Origin of the sequence: Fontibacillus phaseoli, from assembly GCF_003337355.1 — a bacterium.
GTDB lineage: Bacteria > Bacillota > Bacilli > Paenibacillales > Paenibacillaceae > Fontibacillus > Fontibacillus phaseoli.
The window spans coordinates 278081-294830 of record NZ_QPJW01000001.1; the positions used below are offsets into that span (position 1 = coordinate 278081).

The 16750-nt window shown below is 50.6% G+C and carries 19 protein-coding genes and 1 pseudogene; 12 read left to right on the forward strand and 8 right to left on the reverse strand.

What is annotated here, in order from left to right:
* Nucleotide 1 precedes the first annotated feature (1 nt).
* Together DFP94_RS01310 and DFP94_RS01315 are read right to left on the reverse strand one after the other, a co-directional pair.
* Complete coding sequence (locus DFP94_RS01310) at nt 2-1168, reverse strand: Gfo/Idh/MocA family protein (RefSeq protein ID WP_114494643.1); 1167 nt, start codon at nt 1166-1168, stop codon at nt 2-4.
* Between the two features lie 132 nt (nt 1169-1300).
* Nucleotides 1301-2128: an AraC family transcriptional regulator gene (locus DFP94_RS01315; RefSeq protein ID WP_114494644.1), complete on the reverse strand. Its 828-nt coding sequence runs from the start codon at nt 2126-2128 to the stop codon at nt 1301-1303.
* Nucleotides 2129-2305: 177 nt separating this feature from the next.
* Between DFP94_RS01315 and DFP94_RS01320 the strand changes: the two genes are divergently transcribed.
* The 5 genes from DFP94_RS01320 (at nt 2306) to DFP94_RS01340 (ending at nt 7416) form a co-directional block, all read left to right on the forward strand.
* Entirely contained in the window at nt 2306-3391 is a 1086-nt protein-coding gene (locus DFP94_RS01320; RefSeq protein ID WP_181872986.1) for an ABC transporter ATP-binding protein, read from the forward strand.
* A 4-nt stretch (nt 3392-3395) separates the two neighbouring features.
* A complete protein-coding gene (locus tag DFP94_RS01325) occupies nt 3396-4205 on the forward strand; it encodes an ABC transporter permease (protein WP_114494645.1) in 810 nt (269 codons plus the stop codon).
* A 4-nt stretch (nt 4206-4209) separates the two neighbouring features.
* A complete protein-coding gene (locus tag DFP94_RS01330; RefSeq protein ID WP_114494646.1) occupies nt 4210-5031 on the forward strand; it encodes an ABC transporter permease in 822 nt (273 codons plus the stop codon).
* A gap of 113 nt (nt 5032-5144) precedes the next feature.
* Nucleotides 5145-6182 (forward strand): LacI family DNA-binding transcriptional regulator, encoded by a 1038-nt coding sequence (locus DFP94_RS01335; RefSeq protein ID WP_114494647.1) that lies wholly within the window; start codon nt 5145-5147, stop codon nt 6180-6182.
* Between the two features lie 262 nt (nt 6183-6444).
* On the forward strand, nt 6445-7416 hold the full coding sequence (locus DFP94_RS01340) for a glycosyl hydrolase (protein WP_114494648.1): 972 nt from the start codon (nt 6445-6447) through the stop codon (nt 7414-7416).
* Nucleotides 7417-7676: 260 nt separating this feature from the next.
* Here the strand turns inward: DFP94_RS01340 and DFP94_RS26255 are convergent, their stop codons facing one another.
* Nucleotides 7677-7766, reverse strand: a complete 90-nt coding sequence (locus DFP94_RS26255) for a putative holin-like toxin (RefSeq protein WP_281269460.1) — start codon at nt 7764-7766, stop codon at nt 7677-7679.
* A gap of 108 nt (nt 7767-7874) precedes the next feature.
* Here DFP94_RS26255 and DFP94_RS01345 point away from each other — a divergent pair.
* Nucleotides 7875-8033: pseudogene (locus DFP94_RS01345) on the forward strand (VOC family protein); the annotation flags it as partial.
* A 31-nt stretch (nt 8034-8064) separates the two neighbouring features.
* Here DFP94_RS01345 and DFP94_RS01350 read toward each other — a convergent pair.
* Nucleotides 8065-9081, reverse strand: a complete 1017-nt coding sequence (locus tag DFP94_RS01350; RefSeq protein WP_114494649.1) for a hypothetical protein — start codon at nt 9079-9081, stop codon at nt 8065-8067.
* Between the two features lie 147 nt (nt 9082-9228).
* On the opposite strand from DFP94_RS01350, the gene DFP94_RS01355 reads away from it, so the two are divergent.
* The 4 genes from DFP94_RS01355 to ahbB are packed head-to-tail and all read left to right on the forward strand — an operon-like array spanning nt 9229 to nt 12388.
* A complete protein-coding gene (locus DFP94_RS01355; protein ID WP_114494650.1) occupies nt 9229-10404 on the forward strand; it encodes a radical SAM/SPASM domain-containing protein in 1176 nt (391 codons plus the stop codon).
* Nucleotides 10405-10429: 25 nt separating this feature from the next.
* Complete coding sequence (locus DFP94_RS01360) at nt 10430-11446, forward strand: radical SAM/SPASM domain-containing protein (RefSeq protein ID WP_114494651.1); 1017 nt, start codon at nt 10430-10432, stop codon at nt 11444-11446.
* 2 nt (nt 11447-11448) lie between these two features.
* Nucleotides 11449-11943, forward strand: a complete 495-nt coding sequence (ahbA, locus tag DFP94_RS01365; RefSeq protein ID WP_181872987.1) for a siroheme decarboxylase subunit alpha — start codon at nt 11449-11451, stop codon at nt 11941-11943.
* The gene (ahbB, locus tag DFP94_RS01370; RefSeq protein ID WP_114494653.1) at nt 11930-12388 is read left to right on the forward strand and encodes a siroheme decarboxylase subunit beta; all 459 of its coding nucleotides are present in this window, start codon (nt 11930-11932) and stop codon (nt 12386-12388) included. Before ahbA ends, ahbB begins: the two co-directional genes overlap by 14 nt.
* 107 nt (nt 12389-12495) lie before the next feature.
* Here the strand turns inward: ahbB and DFP94_RS01375 are convergent, their stop codons facing one another.
* Nucleotides 12496-12870, reverse strand: a complete 375-nt coding sequence (locus DFP94_RS01375) for a VOC family protein (RefSeq protein WP_114494654.1) — start codon at nt 12868-12870, stop codon at nt 12496-12498.
* A 259-nt stretch (nt 12871-13129) separates the two neighbouring features.
* Here DFP94_RS01375 and DFP94_RS01380 point away from each other — a divergent pair, with 259 nt between their 5' ends.
* Nucleotides 13130-13363, forward strand: coding sequence for a hypothetical protein (locus tag DFP94_RS01380; RefSeq protein ID WP_114494655.1), 234 nt, complete (start codon nt 13130-13132; stop codon nt 13361-13363).
* Between the two features lie 115 nt (nt 13364-13478).
* On the forward strand, nt 13479-13895 hold the full coding sequence (locus tag DFP94_RS01385; protein WP_114494656.1) for a hypothetical protein: 417 nt from the start codon (nt 13479-13481) through the stop codon (nt 13893-13895).
* A 104-nt stretch (nt 13896-13999) separates the two neighbouring features.
* Here the strand turns inward: DFP94_RS01385 and DFP94_RS01390 are convergent, their stop codons facing one another.
* From DFP94_RS01390 to DFP94_RS01400, 3 genes are all read right to left on the reverse strand, one after another.
* Complete coding sequence (locus DFP94_RS01390; RefSeq protein ID WP_114494657.1) at nt 14000-15079, reverse strand: saccharopine dehydrogenase family protein; 1080 nt, start codon at nt 15077-15079, stop codon at nt 14000-14002.
* Between the two features lie 187 nt (nt 15080-15266).
* The gene (locus DFP94_RS01395; RefSeq protein ID WP_114494658.1) at nt 15267-15731 is read right to left on the reverse strand and encodes a MarR family winged helix-turn-helix transcriptional regulator; all 465 of its coding nucleotides are present in this window, start codon (nt 15729-15731) and stop codon (nt 15267-15269) included.
* A 96-nt stretch (nt 15732-15827) separates the two neighbouring features.
* Nucleotides 15828-16718, reverse strand: a complete 891-nt coding sequence (locus DFP94_RS01400) for a helix-turn-helix domain-containing protein (protein ID WP_114494659.1) — start codon at nt 16716-16718, stop codon at nt 15828-15830.
* Nucleotides 16719-16750: the final 32 nt, after the last annotated feature.

The window sequence follows — 16750 nt, forward strand, 5'->3', positions numbered from 1 at the left end:
ATTACATCTCCGATAAATCCACCCAGCGGCGCTCGCTCACCGAACGCTCGACCGCTTCCAAGACGGCCTGGCATTTGACCCCGTCCCGGAAATTAGGTTCAGGCTGCCTGCTTGCCGAGATCGCTTCACCAAGCTCCAGCACTTCATGAATGAAGGTGTGCTCAAAGCCGAGCGTATGCCCCGGCGGCCACCAGGCCTCCGCATAAGCATGGGCGGGGTCCGTCGCCACAACGCGACGGAAGCCCTGCACATCCTCATCATCCGAAGTAAAGTAAACTTCGAGCTCATTCATCCGTTCAAAGTCGAATTTGACGCTGCCGAGGCTGCCGTTGATTTCGAACGCATTGGTCGAGCGGTGTCCCGCCGCAAAACGCGTCGCCTCGAAGCTGCCCAGCGCCCCGTTCTCAAATCGTGCCAGAAACAGGGTCGCGTCGTCAACGGTAACCGGGCCTTTGGGAGCGTCCTTGCCTTTACTGCTCTTAGCGCTTAGTCCCGTCATTTCATCCGCGAGCGGCCGCTCTTTGATAAACGTTTCGCTCATGCCGATCACTTCGGAAATATCGCCGACCAGGTAATGGGCTAGATCGATAAGATGCGCCCCCAGGTCCCCGTGCGAGCCGGAACCAGCGATCTCTTTTTGCAGCCGCCATACGAGCGGGAACTCCGGATCGAGAATCCAGTCCTGCAGGAACCAGGCTCTGAAATGATAAATCTGTCCCAGCCGGCCGCTTTCGACCAGCTTTTTGACCAGCTTGACCGCCGGGGAAAACCGGTAGTTAAAGCCGACCATATGGCATACTCCCGCTTCCTCTGCTGCTTGAAGCATCTCGCGGGAATCGCTAAGTGTAAGCGCTAACGGTTTTTCGCAAAAAATGTGTTTTCCCGCCTTCGCAGCAGCCAACGCAATTTCTTTGTGGGCATCGCTGGGCGCGTTGATATCGATCAGGTCGATATCGTCCCGGGCCACAAGCTCTTTCCAGTCGGTGACGTATTGTCTCCAGCCTAATTGCTCCGCCGCCCTTTGAACGGCCTGGCCGTCCCTGCCGCATAATACCGCCATCTCCGGTTTTACCGCCTCAGGAAAAAACATAGGCAGCGTACGGTAGGCGTTGCTGTGGGCTTTTCCCATAAATTTGTAACCGATCATGCCGACGCGAAGCTGGTTCATATAATCCCTCCATCACAGATTCAAATTTGAAATGATGAACGTATGTTCATTATAAAAACAAACTGGTGAAATCTCTCGCCAGTTTATGCCGGGAACCAGTCAAAAAATGCACTTTCAATCATGGTTGTTATTTTAGTTTTTTTCCCTGCGGAGATCGGAAGGAGAAGCCCCCTGGAGCTCCCGGTACACCCGGTTAAAGGTTCGAACGCTGCCAAATCCGCATTCCAGAGCAATTTCAGTAATGTTGGCATCGCTGTCGGCCAATTTTCTCATCGCATTGAGCACGCGAATACTATTGAGGTAAGTTTTAAAGTTCATGCCGATTGCTTTTTTAAAGGTACGACAAAAATAGGACGGTTCCATCCCGAATTGCCCACACATGACATCGACGGAAAGATCATCCTGGTAATGTTCTTCAATGAACGACAGGATTTGCTGGATTCTTGCCCGTTTGGAGGCGATCCGCGTTTGCGGTCCGCGCTCTGCGGCATAAATGGGCAGATGGCGTTGAAGCAGTCCGCACAGCTCCAGCAAACACGCTTGAATGAACAGACGGTGCCCCGGCTTAGCGTCGTTTTTTTCCAGCATAATCCGTTTTAATAGAAGATTAATGGGCTGAAGCTCCGGATGACCTCCGGTAATAAACGGGGATTCGAAAGCGAAGTCGCCTGGCCAGCTTACCGTTTTTCCAATCAACTCAGGATGGAAAATGACGATGGTCATCTCGGAAGAACGGTCTTTGCTGTCAAAGTAATGGATGTCATTACTGCAGAAAACGGCCATCTCGCCCTGCTGCAGTAGTCGTTTGTCTTCATTAACGCCAACGACGATGCTGCCCGAATCCACATAAATAAATTCGACCTCGGCATGAAAATGAGGATAGAACGTGAGATCTCTGCTTTGATGGACGACCATGGGCAGATCCTGATCCAGTTTCCAGTTTTGATAAAAGGATTTCATGGAGCCGCTCCCTTACTGCTGGTTTTTCTCACATCATAGCGGGAAGTTCAATTTTTGTCTAATAACAGACAAAATTGGGATGAAATTCGGTGCTGAAATGTTAATTAATACGGTAGGAAGCAGAAATATTTGCTATATAGTAGTAAGAACATGGTTTAGGAAGGGGAGAGAAGTCGGTTGAGCTTAATTGAGACCAGGGGATTGCAGAAAGTGTTCCGGCAGGCGGTAAAAGATCCCGGATTGGCCGGAGCGGTAAAGCATTTATTTACCCAGCGTTATAAGGACAAGTATGCTGTGGAAGGCATCGACCTGAGAATTGAAGAAGGGGAGACCGTTGCTTATGTCGGCCCTAACGGAGCCGGAAAATCGACAACGATAAAAATGCTGAGCGGCGTACTGGTGCCTTCCGGCGGCGAGGTGCTGGTGAACGGACTGGTTCCTTACAAGCAAAGAATGGAGAACGCACAGGTGATCGGCGCCGTATTCGGCCAACGGACCCAGCTGTGGTGGGACATCCCGGTCCGGGAATCGCTCAGCCTGTTAAGGGATATTTATCAGGTGCCTGCGGATACATTCAAAAGAAACATGGATATCTTTACGGAACTACTGGGAATGGAGGCGTTCCTGCACCTCTCCGCACGCAAGCTGTCGCTCGGCCAACGGATGCGGGCCGATCTGGCCGCAGCACTGCTGCACGATCCGAAGATCGTCTACCTCGACGAGCCGACGATCGGGCTCGACGTTGCTGTAAAGCACCGGATCCGCGATTTTATCAAGGAGATGAATCGGTCGAAAGGAACGACGATGATGCTGACCACACACGATCTCGGAGATATCGAGGATTTATGCGAACGGCTTGTCATCATCGACCAGGGCCAAATCATCTACGATGGCAAACTGCAGGAAGTGAAGGATACGTTCGCCAGGGAAAGAACGATACATACGCAATTAAGCATTCCGATTCCGGGGGCGGAAGAGTTGTTCCGCGATCTGCCGGACGTTAGCGTTGAACGGCCCGGCATTGCCGGGAATGATAGCAGGACCAAAGGGGCTACAGGTGCTGTATGCGACCAACTGACGCTGTCCATCCGGTTTGACCGCTTCAGTTGCACGGCCAGCGAAATCGTAAAGCGGCTGATGAGCCACGGGGAAGTCGTCGATTTTCGTATTGACGAGCCCGGCATCGAGCAGATCATCCGCCGCGTTTATGACGGGCAGCTGGATTCTGCCGCACTGTCCGCAGCCGGGAAAGGGAGTGCTTGAAGCAATGGCCGGATCCTTTAAAAAATATTTCTCCCTGGCGCTTTGCTCTATGCAAAATAGGCTTGCGTACCGGCTCTCTTTTATATTGAATTTTATCGCTAATTTTATCGGACTGATCGCCATGTATTGTTTATGGCAGGCCATATACGCCGGGCAGGACCAGCTTTCGCTCTCCGGATTTACGTGGAGCCAAATGCAGGCCTACTTGCTGGTGTCGTTTTTCGTCAACTCCATGCTGTCATATTATTCGGAATCGAGCATTACGAGCAAAATCATAGACGGCAGCGTTATGATGGACCTCCTTCGTCCGATCCAGTTCCAAAAGGCCAGGCTCGCGGAAACGCTGGGCTCCTGCGTGCTGGAGGGGCTGCTGAGCTGCATCCTGATCGGCTTTGCAGCCATTTTCACACTCGGGATTTCCCTGCCGCATAATGCAGGAACTTTGCTGTTGTTCGCGTTAAGCATGGTTTCTTCGATTTTGGTCAAATTCTGCATCGTCTATTTATCGGCCTTGCTCTGCTTCTGGACCACCAGCAGCTTCGGCATTTATTGGGCCCGGACTTCCATTACCAACCTGCTCTCCGGCGCCCTCGTACCGCTGGCCTTTTTTCCGGGCTGGCTGCAGTCGGTAGCGATGCTGCTGCCGTTTCAGGGCATCGTGAATACGCCGGTTACAATCGGTCTTGGCATGACGGCGGGAACCGCAGCGCTGGAACTGATCGCCATCCAATGGATATGGATCGTCCTGTTATGGCTGCTCGGAAAATGGATGTGGTCCCGGGCCGTCCGGCAAATCACGATTCACGGAGGGTAACGGCATGGAAATCAAAATAAGGACAAAAAACTCGCCGCGGCGAATTTTGTATTTATACTGGCGGTTATACAGCCAGCAGCTAAAAGCAATGATGGAATATTCCGCCGACTTTTACATCATGATCGGCGCTGCCGCGTTGACGCAAATAACCGGGTTTTTGTTTTTGTGGGTGGTGTTCTCCCGTATTCCGGATATTCAGGGCTGGGGCTTATGGGAGGTGGCCTTTATGTATGCGGCGATTTATATGTCGGAGGGTGTAGGATCCCTGTTTTTCGAAGGGACGTGGCGGATGCTTCGGCTGGTCAATATGGGGGAACTGGATCGTTACCTTGTGCGGCCGGTTCCGATCGTGCTGCAAATTTTCTGCACGGGCATCGGCATGAACGGACTCGGAAATATTTTGATCGGCGGAAGCATTATTGTGATGGCTTTGTCCCATATCGATATCGCCTGGAGCCTGCAGACCGTCTTGTTGGCGATCATATTGTTGCTCTCCGCTATGACGATCCGGGTTGCCATAAATTTGGCGGCCAACTGCTTCGCCTTCTGGATTCGCAGCAGCGGGAACGCTTTTCCGATCATGATCCACAACTTAGGCGAATTCGCCAAATACCCGATCACGATCTTCTCGCAAGGCATGCAGCTTTTTATTTCGATCATCGTGCCGTTTGCGTTCGTCAGCTTTTTCCCGGCGGCCGCCTTGTTCGGCAAAGAACCGTGGAGCTATTGGGGCTGGTTCAGCCCGCTCGTTGCCATTCTCTTCGTCGGATTAGCCCTGCTTATTCTGCATATCGGCTTGAGACGGTATGAGAGCGCGGGAAATTGATGTGAATTATGTATTTTGTTTATAATTCATCCGTGTTATTATGTAATAAACCTAACATAAGCTAACGCATCTGCAGCAGGGTGAATAAATTTTTCGTCAAGTAGGCTGATAATATGAAAAAAGTAACGATCCAGGAAATCGCGGATTTCTCCGGGGTTTCTAAGTATGCCGTGTCACGTGCGCTCGCGGGAAAGTCGGGGGTCAGCGCCCAGACGCGAGAGATGATTCTGAAGGCCGCAGGGCAGCTCGGATATTTCAAGGATGCCGGAAAGCCTCCTGCGCTTCTTAGTCCTCCTGACAACATGGATGGAGAGACCAGGCCCGGCGCTATCCTTGTCTTGTTCCCTAATGTCCGTTATCAGGATATGGACTCTTTGTATTGGGGCCCGGTTTTCAACGGAATCTCCGCACGACTGAATCAGAGAGGGGCGGACATTCTTACGCTCACGGAGCCTTCCGGCGAGTCAGTGTTTTCCTTGCTCAATCCCAATGCGATTGGGGGTATTGTAACGATCGGGGCCGTATCGACGCAGGTTTTGCTCGATATCCAAAAGCTGGACATCCCCGTTGTCATGGTAGATCACCAGGATCCGGCCTTCCAGGCGGATGCGGTGTTTACGGATAATTTCCAATGCATGAGAGAAATGATGGTCAAACTGGTTAGCAAAGGCTATAAAAGCTTCCAGTTTGTCGGACATATCGGGTATGCTCAAAGCTTCTACGAACGCTGGCTGGGATTCAGGTCGGCGTTGGAGGATCATAAGCTGAAACAGGAACAGATTCCCGAGTTGATCGGTCCGGAAATCGCTTATATTCACGAAGCCGTACCGAAGGTAGTGGCAGCTCATGAATTGCCAGAGGTGTTTGTTTGCACGAATGACACGACGGCCCAGTTTGTTATGGAAGCTCTTCTAAAGTTGGGAATACATGTTCCCGGCCAGGTCAAAATTACCGGATTTGATAACACCGATGAATCGCTGCCTCTCCTCGCTACCATAGACGTTAACAAGGCGCTTCTCGGCATGCGGGCCGTTGACAAGCTTTTTTGGCGCATGGCCAATCCCAATTCGAACTTCGAGAGGCTGTTGATTCGGGGAGAGGTTATTCTGGGAGACGGTAGCGTCGTAACGAATAAAGAACAAGAAGTATAGGTTTGCTTATAGTAAGAAAGCTCTGGTGATACGACGTCGCCAGAGCTTTCTTTTTATGCGATAGTACAAGTTAGTTTAAAATTGTACCTGTTATTAAAATTGGTTATCGGAAAAATGGTTTGTTGACTGAGTTATGATTATGGCGTTATATTTATTTTGTTATTAATGATAAATGTAATAACAAAAATAACAAAAATGTATTATAAAAATATAATAACAACGTCTCAGATTAGTCATTGAGCGTAACGAAAGGGTAGATCTCATGCATACGATCCATACTATACCATGTAATCCTAAAGCATCCGATGAAGTAAAAGCCGTTCTGAACTATTTAAGCGAAATTTCCGGCAAGGGCATTATAACGGGTCAGCACACACAGACCATAGCCCAGGATGAACTTCACTACATCCGAGAAGTGACGGGAAAATCGCCGGCGCTGCTCGGTTTCGAACTGCTCGGCTATTCGCCTAACATCAATTATGAAGACAGCGGCGAAGCGTGCCTGCTGGAAGTCGCCGAGAACAAGGATACGCTGCAAAAAGCCTGGGAATGGGCGGAAAAGGAAATCGGCCTGATCACCTTTACGTGGCACTGGTTCTCTCCGCTTGGCGGCCGGGACAAGAGCTTTTATGCGGAGCACACGGATTTCGACGCTACCAAGGCGATTATCGAAGGTACGGTTGAATACAAGGCGTTTATATCTGACATGGACTACATGGCCGAGATTCTGAAAGAGTTTCGCGACAAGCACATTCCGATTTTGTGGCGACCATTCCATGAATCGGAGGGGACCTGGTTCTGGTGGGGCAGCAAGGGGCCGAAAGCGGCAAAACAGTTATACCGCATTATGTATGACCGGTATACTAACGTTCATGACCTGAACAACCTGATCTGGGTTTGGAATTCCCCGCTGGCCGAAGGATACGTCGGAGACGAGGTTGCCGACATCATCTCCCGGGATTTGTATCCCCCGGCCCATCAGCATACGGATTTGCGTGCGGAATATGAGGAACTGATTGCCATCACGCCAACCCGCAAACTTGTCGCTCTCGGCGAAATAGGACCGATTCCGAGCATTGCCCGGTTGTCGGAGTCCCGAATTCCTTGGCTGTGGTTCATGACCTGGTCCAATGACTTCGGAAGAACCGAGCTTTTCACGACGAAAGAAGAACTTTATAACGCTTATAATAACGATTACGCGATTACGCTGGATAAGTTGCCGAAGCTTTATTAGGTGACTGCTACAAGGTCTACGATTTCGGGAGATTTAATGTACTAGATTCAGCCAAATCCGGAAGACAATTTTGAAACTGCTAAGGTGCCATTCTTTTATTTTGATCTTATTCGTGGTATATTGTGGATAGAAAAAACGTACAATACGCCAAGGAGCCGTGCGTCAACACGGCTCCAGGAGCAATGACCGCTTTTAAGGGCGGCGGCTTCCAAACAGGCACTACCGATAGAAATAGGCCGCGATCCTGGTTAGAGGGCGGCCTATTTCTTTTTGAGGTAAGTTAATAGCGCCAAAATGAACATGCCGAACATGAACATTAAGGATATCGCATCTTTGACCTCCACAGGCATCACCTCCCTTCCGGGAGTTTAGCCGGCCGCCCTTGCAAGCCTTCTATTGCTCTTCTAGTATAGCATATTTTCCCTATGAAAAGGGAACGTGTGTTCTTTTTTTGAGTGGAAGTGGATGAAATCATGGCGCAGGCCCAAAAGGCAGGCGCGAAAATCACCGACCCGGCGCACGACGTTTTCTGGGGAGGATATTCCGGCCATTTCATGGATCCGGATGGCCATCTTTGGGAAGTTGTTTGGAATCCCGCATGGGAGCTAAACGATTGATTCTTATCGTAGATGTCAACTGCAGCGCACGTCACGGCAACGTATACCGCCCATACTCGATGTCCAACTCTTCGAAGTTCTCGCCGTCTTCTAGCAGGAAAAAGGAATTGATACCTTCCGCTCCCCACCAAGACAATCCCAGCAAGAGACCTTGCTCCGTTTCGGCGGCCAGCAGGAGCTGGAACATATCCGGCGACACCTCGCCGCCGTCATCCACGCGCCAGACGGAATTATCGTCTTTGGCTACGGCCGGATAATCCCGATATAAGAAGTCTTCTCCGTTAAACAGGACGATGCTGAAAAGCCGGTCCTTATCTTTGTTTTCAAATCGTACAAGATAAAGCTTGCGTTCGGAGCCGACGTCGGCAAGGGTCCAAATTTGTGACACATCATGGTCTCTCATGAGGGAGATGTTTTCCATGAGCGTTTCCTCAGCTTCGAGTTCTGCATTGGTCGCCCTCTCCGTCTGCGCCGGGGAAGTAATCTCAAGCAATGATTCGAAGTCAAAGTCCTGTTCATTCACCACATAGTAGGTCTCGTTGGGAGTAGCCTTTCCGTCTATTACCTCGAAAATATAACCTTCCAGGTTGGCGAAATTGTTGGCGGTGTCCCGGCCGTTGCTTTGCTCGCTGCTTTTTTGCCACTTCACAAACCGCACTTCGAACGTCTTTCCTCCTTCCCCGATCATATTTCCGTATTCCAATAGGGACGATTCCAGTCCGGATTTCTGGCCGGTCACGATAATTTGGCTGCCATCTGCATTAGCGAACCCGAATAAGTTACTTAATTTATTAGGGTTCACGACATGTTTTTCCCCTTCGAGGTGATTACCAGGTGTTTTAGCCGGAGCGTTCGTACTTGCATCTGTATTCAAGTTTGTATTTGCATTCTTATTTGTATCCGTTTTTGCGCCAGTTCCGTTATTCCCTTGCTGCGTTTCCATAGAAGGCTTTGCTTCCTCTTTCTTACGAGCCTCCGAGTCGCCCCCCTTATTGGAACAGCCCATGATCAGCGATGTCAGCATGACCGCTATGATCCATTTTTTCATATACAGGTTATCCCCTCTCTGATCTTTATAGATTAAACGCTGCGGGAAAGGAATTCATCACTAAATTGTTTCCGAACACTCGAATGTGTATTTTTTCACAAATAGTGAAAAGAATAGATACTATCCATCGCGAAAAGAGGAACAGGCATGATCAATGTAACGAAACTGCTCACCGGTTTGGACGGAGAAGGCGATCATCTGCGGTATTCGCTTCCGGCCGGGGCGAGGCCGATCGGGACAACGGCCGAAAAAGGTCCGGTCGTCGTCTGGAATGCCACGCGCGCCTGTAATCTGAGCTGCCGCCATTGTTATGCCGATGCTTGCCCCTCCAAGGAAGAGGGGGAATTGAGCACGACGGAAGCGATGGATTTCATCGATGATCTGGCCGCATTCCGCGTGCCTGTGCTGCTGTTCTCCGGCGGCGAACCGCTGATGCGCAGAGATCTGCCTGAACTGATCGCTTATGCCTCAAGCAAGGGACTGCGTCCGGTATTATCGACCAACGGCACGCTAATTACGAGCGGCAAAGCCAAGCTGCTTAAAGAGGCGGGCGTCAAATATGCGGGCATCAGCCTCGACGGGCTGGAAGGCAAGCATGACCGGTTTCGGGGGCGCGGTGGTTCGTTCGGGCGGGCGCTTAGCGGGATACGCAACTGCCAGAACGCCGGTTTGAAGGTCGGTCTGCGGTTTACGATCAGTAGCAATACCTACGACGATCTGGACGGGATTCTTGAATTGATCGAGGAAGAAAATATTACGCGCGCCTGTTTTTATCATCTGGTCTATTCCGGACGCGGCAGCGCTTTGAGGAAGGAGGATGTCACCCGCGAGCAATCCCGGCAGGCGGTGGAGAAGATCATCGCCAAGACGCTGGAGCTTCATCGGAAAGGAAAGGCCGTCGAGCTGCTTACGGTGGACAACCATGCGGACGGCGTATATTTGTACCAGTGGATGAAAGAGCGCGATCCCGAACGCGCCGCCACGCTGCTTGAGCTGCTGCGCCGCAACGGCGGCAACCGCTCCGGCCTGGCGATCGGCTGCGTCGACTGGCAAGGGCGCGTTTATCCCGATCAATTCATGCGGGACGTCGAAATCGGCAATATCCGGGAGCGGAAATTCAGCGACCTTTGGAGCAAAGCGTCCCATCCGGTCCTTGCCGGCCTGAGGGACAGGGCGCCGCTGCTGAAGGGACGCTGCAAGAGTTGCGGTTGGCTCGATATCTGCAACGGAAATTTCCGCGCCCGTGCATCATCGGTCAGAGGCGATTACTGGGACGCCGATCCGGCTTGTTATTTAAGCGACCGGGAAATCCGGATGGTATAGGAAGAAGTCAGAAAGGAGGCAGGGGATGCTTGTATCCTGGAATGTGACCAAGAGATGCAATCTGTACTGCGAGCACTGTTACCGCGATTCGGGTCCGGAGGCCTCCCTCGAGGGTCAGCTCACGACCGAGGAAGGACGCCGACTTATTGATCAGATCAAGGAGGCCGGATTCCGGCTCCTGATCTTTAGCGGCGGCGAACCGCTGATCCGGGGCGACCTGATGGAGCTGGTCGCCTATGCAGCCTCGATCGGGCTGAAGCCGGCGATCGGCAGCAACGGTACGCTGTTGACCGCCGCCAAAGCGCGGGAGCTGAGGGATGCCGGACTCGGAGGCATCGCCATCAGCATCGACAGCGCCGATCCCGCGTCCCATAACCGGTTCAGGAATGCCGAGGAAGGATGGGAAAAGGCGGTGGAAGGGATCCGGCATGCGCAGGCCGCCGGATTAAAGGTGCAAATCAACATGACGCTGAAAGAAGACAATGTGGATGATTTCGAACAGGTGGCGCAGATGGCGGAGGAGTTGAACGTAGCGTCGCTGCATCCCTTTTTTCTCGTTCCGACAGGTCGCGCCGTTCACATTGAAGAAGAAGCACTCAAGCATGAACGTTACTATTCGGTGCTCCGAAAGGTGCTGCTGAAACAGCAGGGTACACGAATTGAGATCAAGCCTACTTGCGCTCCGCAATTCATGCCGCTCGCCAAAAACATGAATATGGAGATGCGCTATACAAGAGGCTGTCTCGCCGGCGTTGCTTACTGCTCGATACTGCCGGACGGGGACGTGCACATTTGCCCGTATCTGCCGGTGAAAGTGGGGAATGTCCGCGAAACGCCCTTTGCAGACATTTGGCGGGACAGTCCCATTTTTCAAGATTTGCGGAATTTTAAAAAATATGAAGGGGCCTGCGGCTCCTGCCCCGATGTCCGGACTTGCGGAGGCTGTCGGGCCCGGTCATTTTACTATAGCGGCGGTAATTTTCTGGCTGAAGAACCGTGGTGCCACAAAAGACCGCCCGCACAGAAAGTTATGGAGGGATAACCGTGGATCTGGATGCTAAAGACAGAGCCTTGCTTAACCGGCTGCAGGAGGGGCTTCCGCTCGTAAAGCTGCCCTGGGAGAAAATCGCCGACGATCTGGACATGCCGGTGCAAGAGGTGCTGCAAAGAGCGGGAAGGTTAAAGCAGGACGGAATGATCCGCCGGGTCGGGGGGATTTTTAATCCGGCAAAACTCGGGTTTTCGGGAAGATTGTACGCAATGGAAGTCAAAGAAGAGCTTTTCTATGATGTCGCTGCCGTAGTGAACAGCTTCAAGGGCGTTACGCATAATTACCGCCGCCGTAACCGGTTAAATATGTGGTTTACGTTATCGGCACGGACCGAGGAGGAACGGGCAGGCATCCTGGAGTCGATCCGGGAGGCTGCGGGTAAGGCTAAAATATATGAATTTCCGGCGGAGCAGATGTACAAGCTGAAGGTATTTTTAAATATGGAAGAACAGCAAGGGGTAGGGGAGGGAGACTATGGACGATATTGATTTGCTGCTTGTCCGCGAGCTGCAAGGGGAGCTTCCGTTTTCGCCCGATCCTTACGGAGATATCGCCCGCAGAAAGGGATGTACGGTGGATGAGGTTCTTCTGCGGCTACAAAGAATGAGGGAGACCGGAGCACTCAAACGAGTCGGGGCCGTCCTGAAGCACCGGAACATCGGATTTTCCGCGAACGGCCTGTTCGTTGGCCTCCTTCCGGAGAAGCATGTCGATAAAGCCGGACAAAGACTGGCTGGGTTCAGCGAAGTCAGCCATTGTTACCGACGGAGGCCATATCCGGACTGGCCTTACAACCTGTACGCAATGATTCACGGCACGTCGGAGGAACAGGTACTCCAGATCGTCGACCATTTTGTCCGGAATGAGGCCGTCGAAATCTACGATACTCTGTTCAGTATCGAGGAGTTGAAGAAGAGTAGTTTTTCGCTTTGACCGGTTTATACCGGTACCCCAACGCAAGAAAAGCCGGGCAGTTTCCGATTCACGGAACTTCTCCGGCTTTTACTTCACGGTTCTCTCTTAGGCCGGGTTCAACTCATTTAGATCATGAAGCACCAGCGTACGCCGAATTTATCGACAAATTGAACCATGCACGGACTGAAGAATACCGGCCCGATCGGCGTAATCGTCGTGCTCTCCTCGTTCATGATTTCATACGCCTCTTTTAGAACTTCTTCGGTTTCGAAAATAGCAACCAATTCCATGACTGAATCGCATGAGCCCAGAGCCTCACCGCCGAAGTCGCTAAGCATCACTCTTTGGCCAAGAATATGCATTTCCGCGTGAATAACGAATTTTTCAGGTTCTTTTTCCGGATCGAGCATCATTGAATCCGTATCGGTGTTAAAGGTTTTCTTATAAAGCTCGATCGCGTCGCAACAATCCCCGTTCAAATATAATTGTGGTACTAACATGGCTTCCCTCCTTCATGATGATTCTTGATTTGCTCCAGGTTTGAGTTCCGCGCACGGTTCTACATGGGTCACATTTTTCGGAGGTTGAGCCGTGATCGGATGATAAATGTCACTTAGCGAAAACATATAAACTCCTCATTTGGTTCTTTTGTAACGATAATATTGTTTAAATTTATGAAATACAAGTATAATATTCCTAGTACTTATCGCAGATGGTATGAAAAAAATCGAAAGATTAGCAAATACTTAAGGAGACACCATGGGAAACTATAGGATTTGTGATTTTTGCGGCAATTTATACGAAAGATCGAGTAACCGAATGTGCCAAAGCTGCGAAACGATCTACCAAAAAATACGCAGCGTCGTTGAAGCGCGGCCGGATACGATTGTGCTGGACATTTCCAATCAAACCGGGATCAGCGTAAGCCGGATTCTATCCTTCGTGAAAAACGGCTATTTCGTCATGAGGGAAGGAACTATTGAAGTTAAATAAGTAAATTACATCATGGAGAAAATCCGAACTTGTCTTTATAATTATTGGACAAAGTCTCGGATTTATTTTTTTGGGAATCACAAGATAGATGCCTTTAGGAGGTGTAAATTGCCTTATGAGAAAACCGTATATCGGGTTCCTTCCGTTGTTTTGCCTGGCTCTTTTATTGGGCGGATGTTTCAATGGCGTGAAGTCTTCAAGCGAACTGTCCGTCGTAGTAAAGGAGATGGATGCGCAAAATCCGCAGTTTTCGTTCGGAAACGGCGAAGAAGCTTACAAAATGGGATACAATAAAAAAGACATGCCTATCTTTGTTGATACCGATAAGGCTTTTAAACAGTTCTGCAATGACTATGAAGATGCAATCCTTGAGGTTAAGAAGCAATTTGAGCTTGCATCCATCAGCAAGACTAACTGGGAGCCTTATCTGACTTATGGCTGGCAGTTAATCACCGATGACGAATCCCTCAGACAGAAAGCGTCCGAAATCTCCTCTTTCTTCGACTTCTACGAGAACAGTTTCGAAAGATAACTTTTTATGAAACGGTGTCGAAAAAGCCCTTCAGCTTGGCAACAAGGGCGGGGGCTTTTCGTCTTGACTTGGGCATCCGGAAAAGTGGAGCATGCCGCGCAGTATTAAGGCAGTTTGACCAGCCGCTCCGACATCTCCGCCGTCCCGGTTAAGGCCTCTTCGAATGCCGCGAATTCGAACAACTCTTCAATATGAAAGACGCCGTGAGGGTGGTCGGAAGCATAAAGCGCCTTGGCGATGACGGCTGCCGTTTTGGCGGTGGCCTCCGCTTCCCGTAATCCATACAAGAAGCATTCCGCGAGGGTGCTCTCTTTCTGCTTTTTGCCGATGGCATCGACTTTGACGGCAAAGATCGGCTCTCCGGCTTTGAATGAAGCGAAACGGTTCACCGCGAAATCCCGCACCTGCTTTAGGTTCAAAATCCGAAGCGCTCCCATTGCTTTTAAGGCGGATACCATACGGGTGGCGAGAGCCGAGTCGAAACAAAGCCGCGTCGAGACGGTCGGCACCTGAAGCGTACGAGGCAATATATGCTGATCGGCGAAATTGAAGCGATAAGCGGTTCTTTTGCCGAGACCGTTGCCGAAATCGGTTTTCCGCCCTTCCCTGAAGCTGAACGCTTTTACCGGCTCTCCCCGCTCCAATACCCCAAAATCGCAATTCATTTGATCGATGGTCCACTCGATGGCCGCTTTGCCGTGGGAATCTCCAAGGCCAAGCATCACGGAAATGTTGATTTCCTCCGCAACGTCCAATAGCCGTTTTGTCCGCAAAGCCATCAAGTTGCTTAACCCCGGCACGAGGCCTACGCTGAGAACTGCAGTAGCGCGGTTTGATTGTGCCGTTGAGCAAAGCAGTTCCACCTGGGACAAAAAGCGGTAGTCGGCAGAAACGTCGACGTAATGGATTCCTTGAGACAGACAGGAGTGGACGAAGGCGGTATCTTGCTGATCCAGGCACATTACTACCAGTTTTATGCGGGCCAGCATATCGTGATCGGGTTCTACCCGGATATCGATCTCCATGGGAAGAACGCTTCCGTTGCTTTCCCGGCTGAAAGCCTCCGCCTTATCCAGGCTTCTTCCGGCCGCAAGCACCTTACCCGGATATAACCGGGCGAGCTCGCGGCTGATCTGTTTGCCGACATGGCCGTATCCGCCGATTACTAAGATGGAATCACGCATGGTTGTTTTCTTCCTCTCTATGTTGCTTTATTTGGCATATGAACACATTGAAACTGAATACCCCCGAGCAAGGAATCGTCGATAAGTTCGCCGTTTGAAGTATCCATTGCCGAAACCACCTTTACTTGTACGGGGTTATAATCCGTTGCTTTATTGTTTAGTTACTAAACTAAAACGGTAAAAAAAATTACTCTCTCAAAATGTCGCTTAATTTAGCAACGCATTTTTCAAAAATGTCGATTTCTTCTTCCGTAAAGGAATTCCGAAGCTGGTCATAGAAAGCCAGATGCATCCGAGCATGGGCGCGATAAGCCTCTTTTCCGGATTCGGTAAGCGTTACAAGGATGCCTCTCGAAATATGAGGATGCGGGGAACGCTTGACGAATGCCTTGGCTTCCAGGCGGTCCACGATTTGCGTGACCGCCCCTTTTGTAATGCCGAGCCGAGCGGCAAGCTCTTTCATCAGAACGCCGCCGTCCTCTCCGATCGCATCGATCATATGAATTTCGCTAGGCGTTAATGCAGTCTCCGTACCGTAGAACTTGGGTGAACTCTCCAGTTTGCGGAGCTGCAGGATGAGCTGGCCTAAACGAAGGCTGCCTGTATTTGATTGGGATGATCCAGGGATGGGTGTTTTAGAGTTGGTTTTCATATCTAAAGTTTAGTAACTAAACAAATGATTGTCAAGTCCGGTTTTTTGCCGTCAATTTTGCATGATAGGCGGAAGAGGGTGAGCAGGCTCTCTGCATCATAATTCCGAAATTGGATAGTACAGGTCACACTCGCAGTATTGCTTGTTGCACTTTTCATAATTGATCAGTTCAAACCGGAAGTTTTCTTGCAAATCGAATTGGACCGTAGGCATCCAAACCTCGGTAACATGCTCCCAAATGGTACGCAGCGATTCGGAGGTGATTTCCTCCGGGCGATGAGGGCCCATATAAGTAAATACGCCGTATTTATGGGTCGCGATATGCCTGACTTTCAATTCGGGGGGGACGATGCTGTTTAGGCCGATTTGCGTTGAGGGCTGATAAAAAGTGTAGCCTTGAAAGTTACTCGGAACGGTCGTAAAGCCGATATAGATATCTTTTTTGACGGGATTGATGATTTTGGGACGGCTGTTGTAGAAATAATCGACGCCAAGCCGGTTGGCGGTCTGATGTTTGAGGTTGTCCTCCACATCCACGGCATGTTCGATCCCGGCGATCGAAAAGGAGGGCAATACGGTGATGGAGCGGAAGAAGACAAGCCCTTCGCCGGCCCGGTTCAGAAAATCGGGATTAAACCGGTCCAGGATATTCAGCGATGCTGGATTCCGGCGCCATCTGGCAGGGCTGATATGGTATTCTTCCTTGAAGATCCGGCTGTAAGTCCTTTCGGAGCCGAAGGAATATTTGGACGAGATGAATTCGATGGTGTTGCGATCGTTTAACAAATCCGCCAGCGACTCCGCAATCCGCCTTCTCCGGACATATTCCATGAGACCCGTCGAGGTGGCCCCTTTCCAGATGCGCAGCAAGTGAAACTTGGACAGGTTGACGCGGCCCGCGATGATATCCAGATTCAGTTCCTCGAGCAGATGGTTCTCGATAAAATCCGTGGTTTGGCTAATGGTCTCAAGTAAATGATGATCCACCGGTTTCTCCTTAACATAGCAATTTTTGTCGT

Coding starts and splice junctions, on each gene's coding strand:
- DFP94_RS01310 (WP_114494643.1), bottom strand. CDS start 1,168: ATGAACCAGCTTCGCGTCGGCATGATCGGTTACAAATTTATGGGAAAA.
- DFP94_RS01315 (WP_114494644.1), bottom strand. CDS start 2,128: ATGAAATCCTTTTATCAAAACTGGAAACTGGATCAGGATCTGCCCATG.
- DFP94_RS01325 (WP_114494645.1), top strand. CDS start 3,396: ATGGCCGGATCCTTTAAAAAATATTTCTCCCTGGCGCTTTGCTCTATG.
- DFP94_RS01330 (WP_114494646.1), top strand. CDS start 4,210: ATGGAAATCAAAATAAGGACAAAAAACTCGCCGCGGCGAATTTTGTAT.
- DFP94_RS01335 (WP_114494647.1), top strand. CDS start 5,145: ATGAAAAAAGTAACGATCCAGGAAATCGCGGATTTCTCCGGGGTTTCT.
- DFP94_RS01340 (WP_114494648.1), top strand. CDS start 6,445: ATGCATACGATCCATACTATACCATGTAATCCTAAAGCATCCGATGAA.
- DFP94_RS26255 (WP_281269460.1), bottom strand. CDS start 7,766: ATGCCTGTGGAGGTCAAAGATGCGATATCCTTAATGTTCATGTTCGGC.
- DFP94_RS01350 (WP_114494649.1), bottom strand. CDS start 9,081: ATGAAAAAATGGATCATAGCGGTCATGCTGACATCGCTGATCATGGGC.
- DFP94_RS01355 (WP_114494650.1), top strand. CDS start 9,229: ATGATCAATGTAACGAAACTGCTCACCGGTTTGGACGGAGAAGGCGAT.
- DFP94_RS01360 (WP_114494651.1), top strand. CDS start 10,430: ATGCTTGTATCCTGGAATGTGACCAAGAGATGCAATCTGTACTGCGAG.
- ahbB (WP_114494653.1), top strand. CDS start 11,930: ATGGACGATATTGATTTGCTGCTTGTCCGCGAGCTGCAAGGGGAGCTT.
- DFP94_RS01375 (WP_114494654.1), bottom strand. CDS start 12,870: ATGTTAGTACCACAATTATATTTGAACGGGGATTGTTGCGACGCGATC.
- DFP94_RS01380 (WP_114494655.1), top strand. CDS start 13,130: ATGGGAAACTATAGGATTTGTGATTTTTGCGGCAATTTATACGAAAGA.
- DFP94_RS01385 (WP_114494656.1), top strand. CDS start 13,479: ATGAGAAAACCGTATATCGGGTTCCTTCCGTTGTTTTGCCTGGCTCTT.
- DFP94_RS01390 (WP_114494657.1), bottom strand. CDS start 15,079: ATGCGTGATTCCATCTTAGTAATCGGCGGATACGGCCATGTCGGCAAA.
- DFP94_RS01395 (WP_114494658.1), bottom strand. CDS start 15,731: ATGAAAACCAACTCTAAAACACCCATCCCTGGATCATCCCAATCAAAT.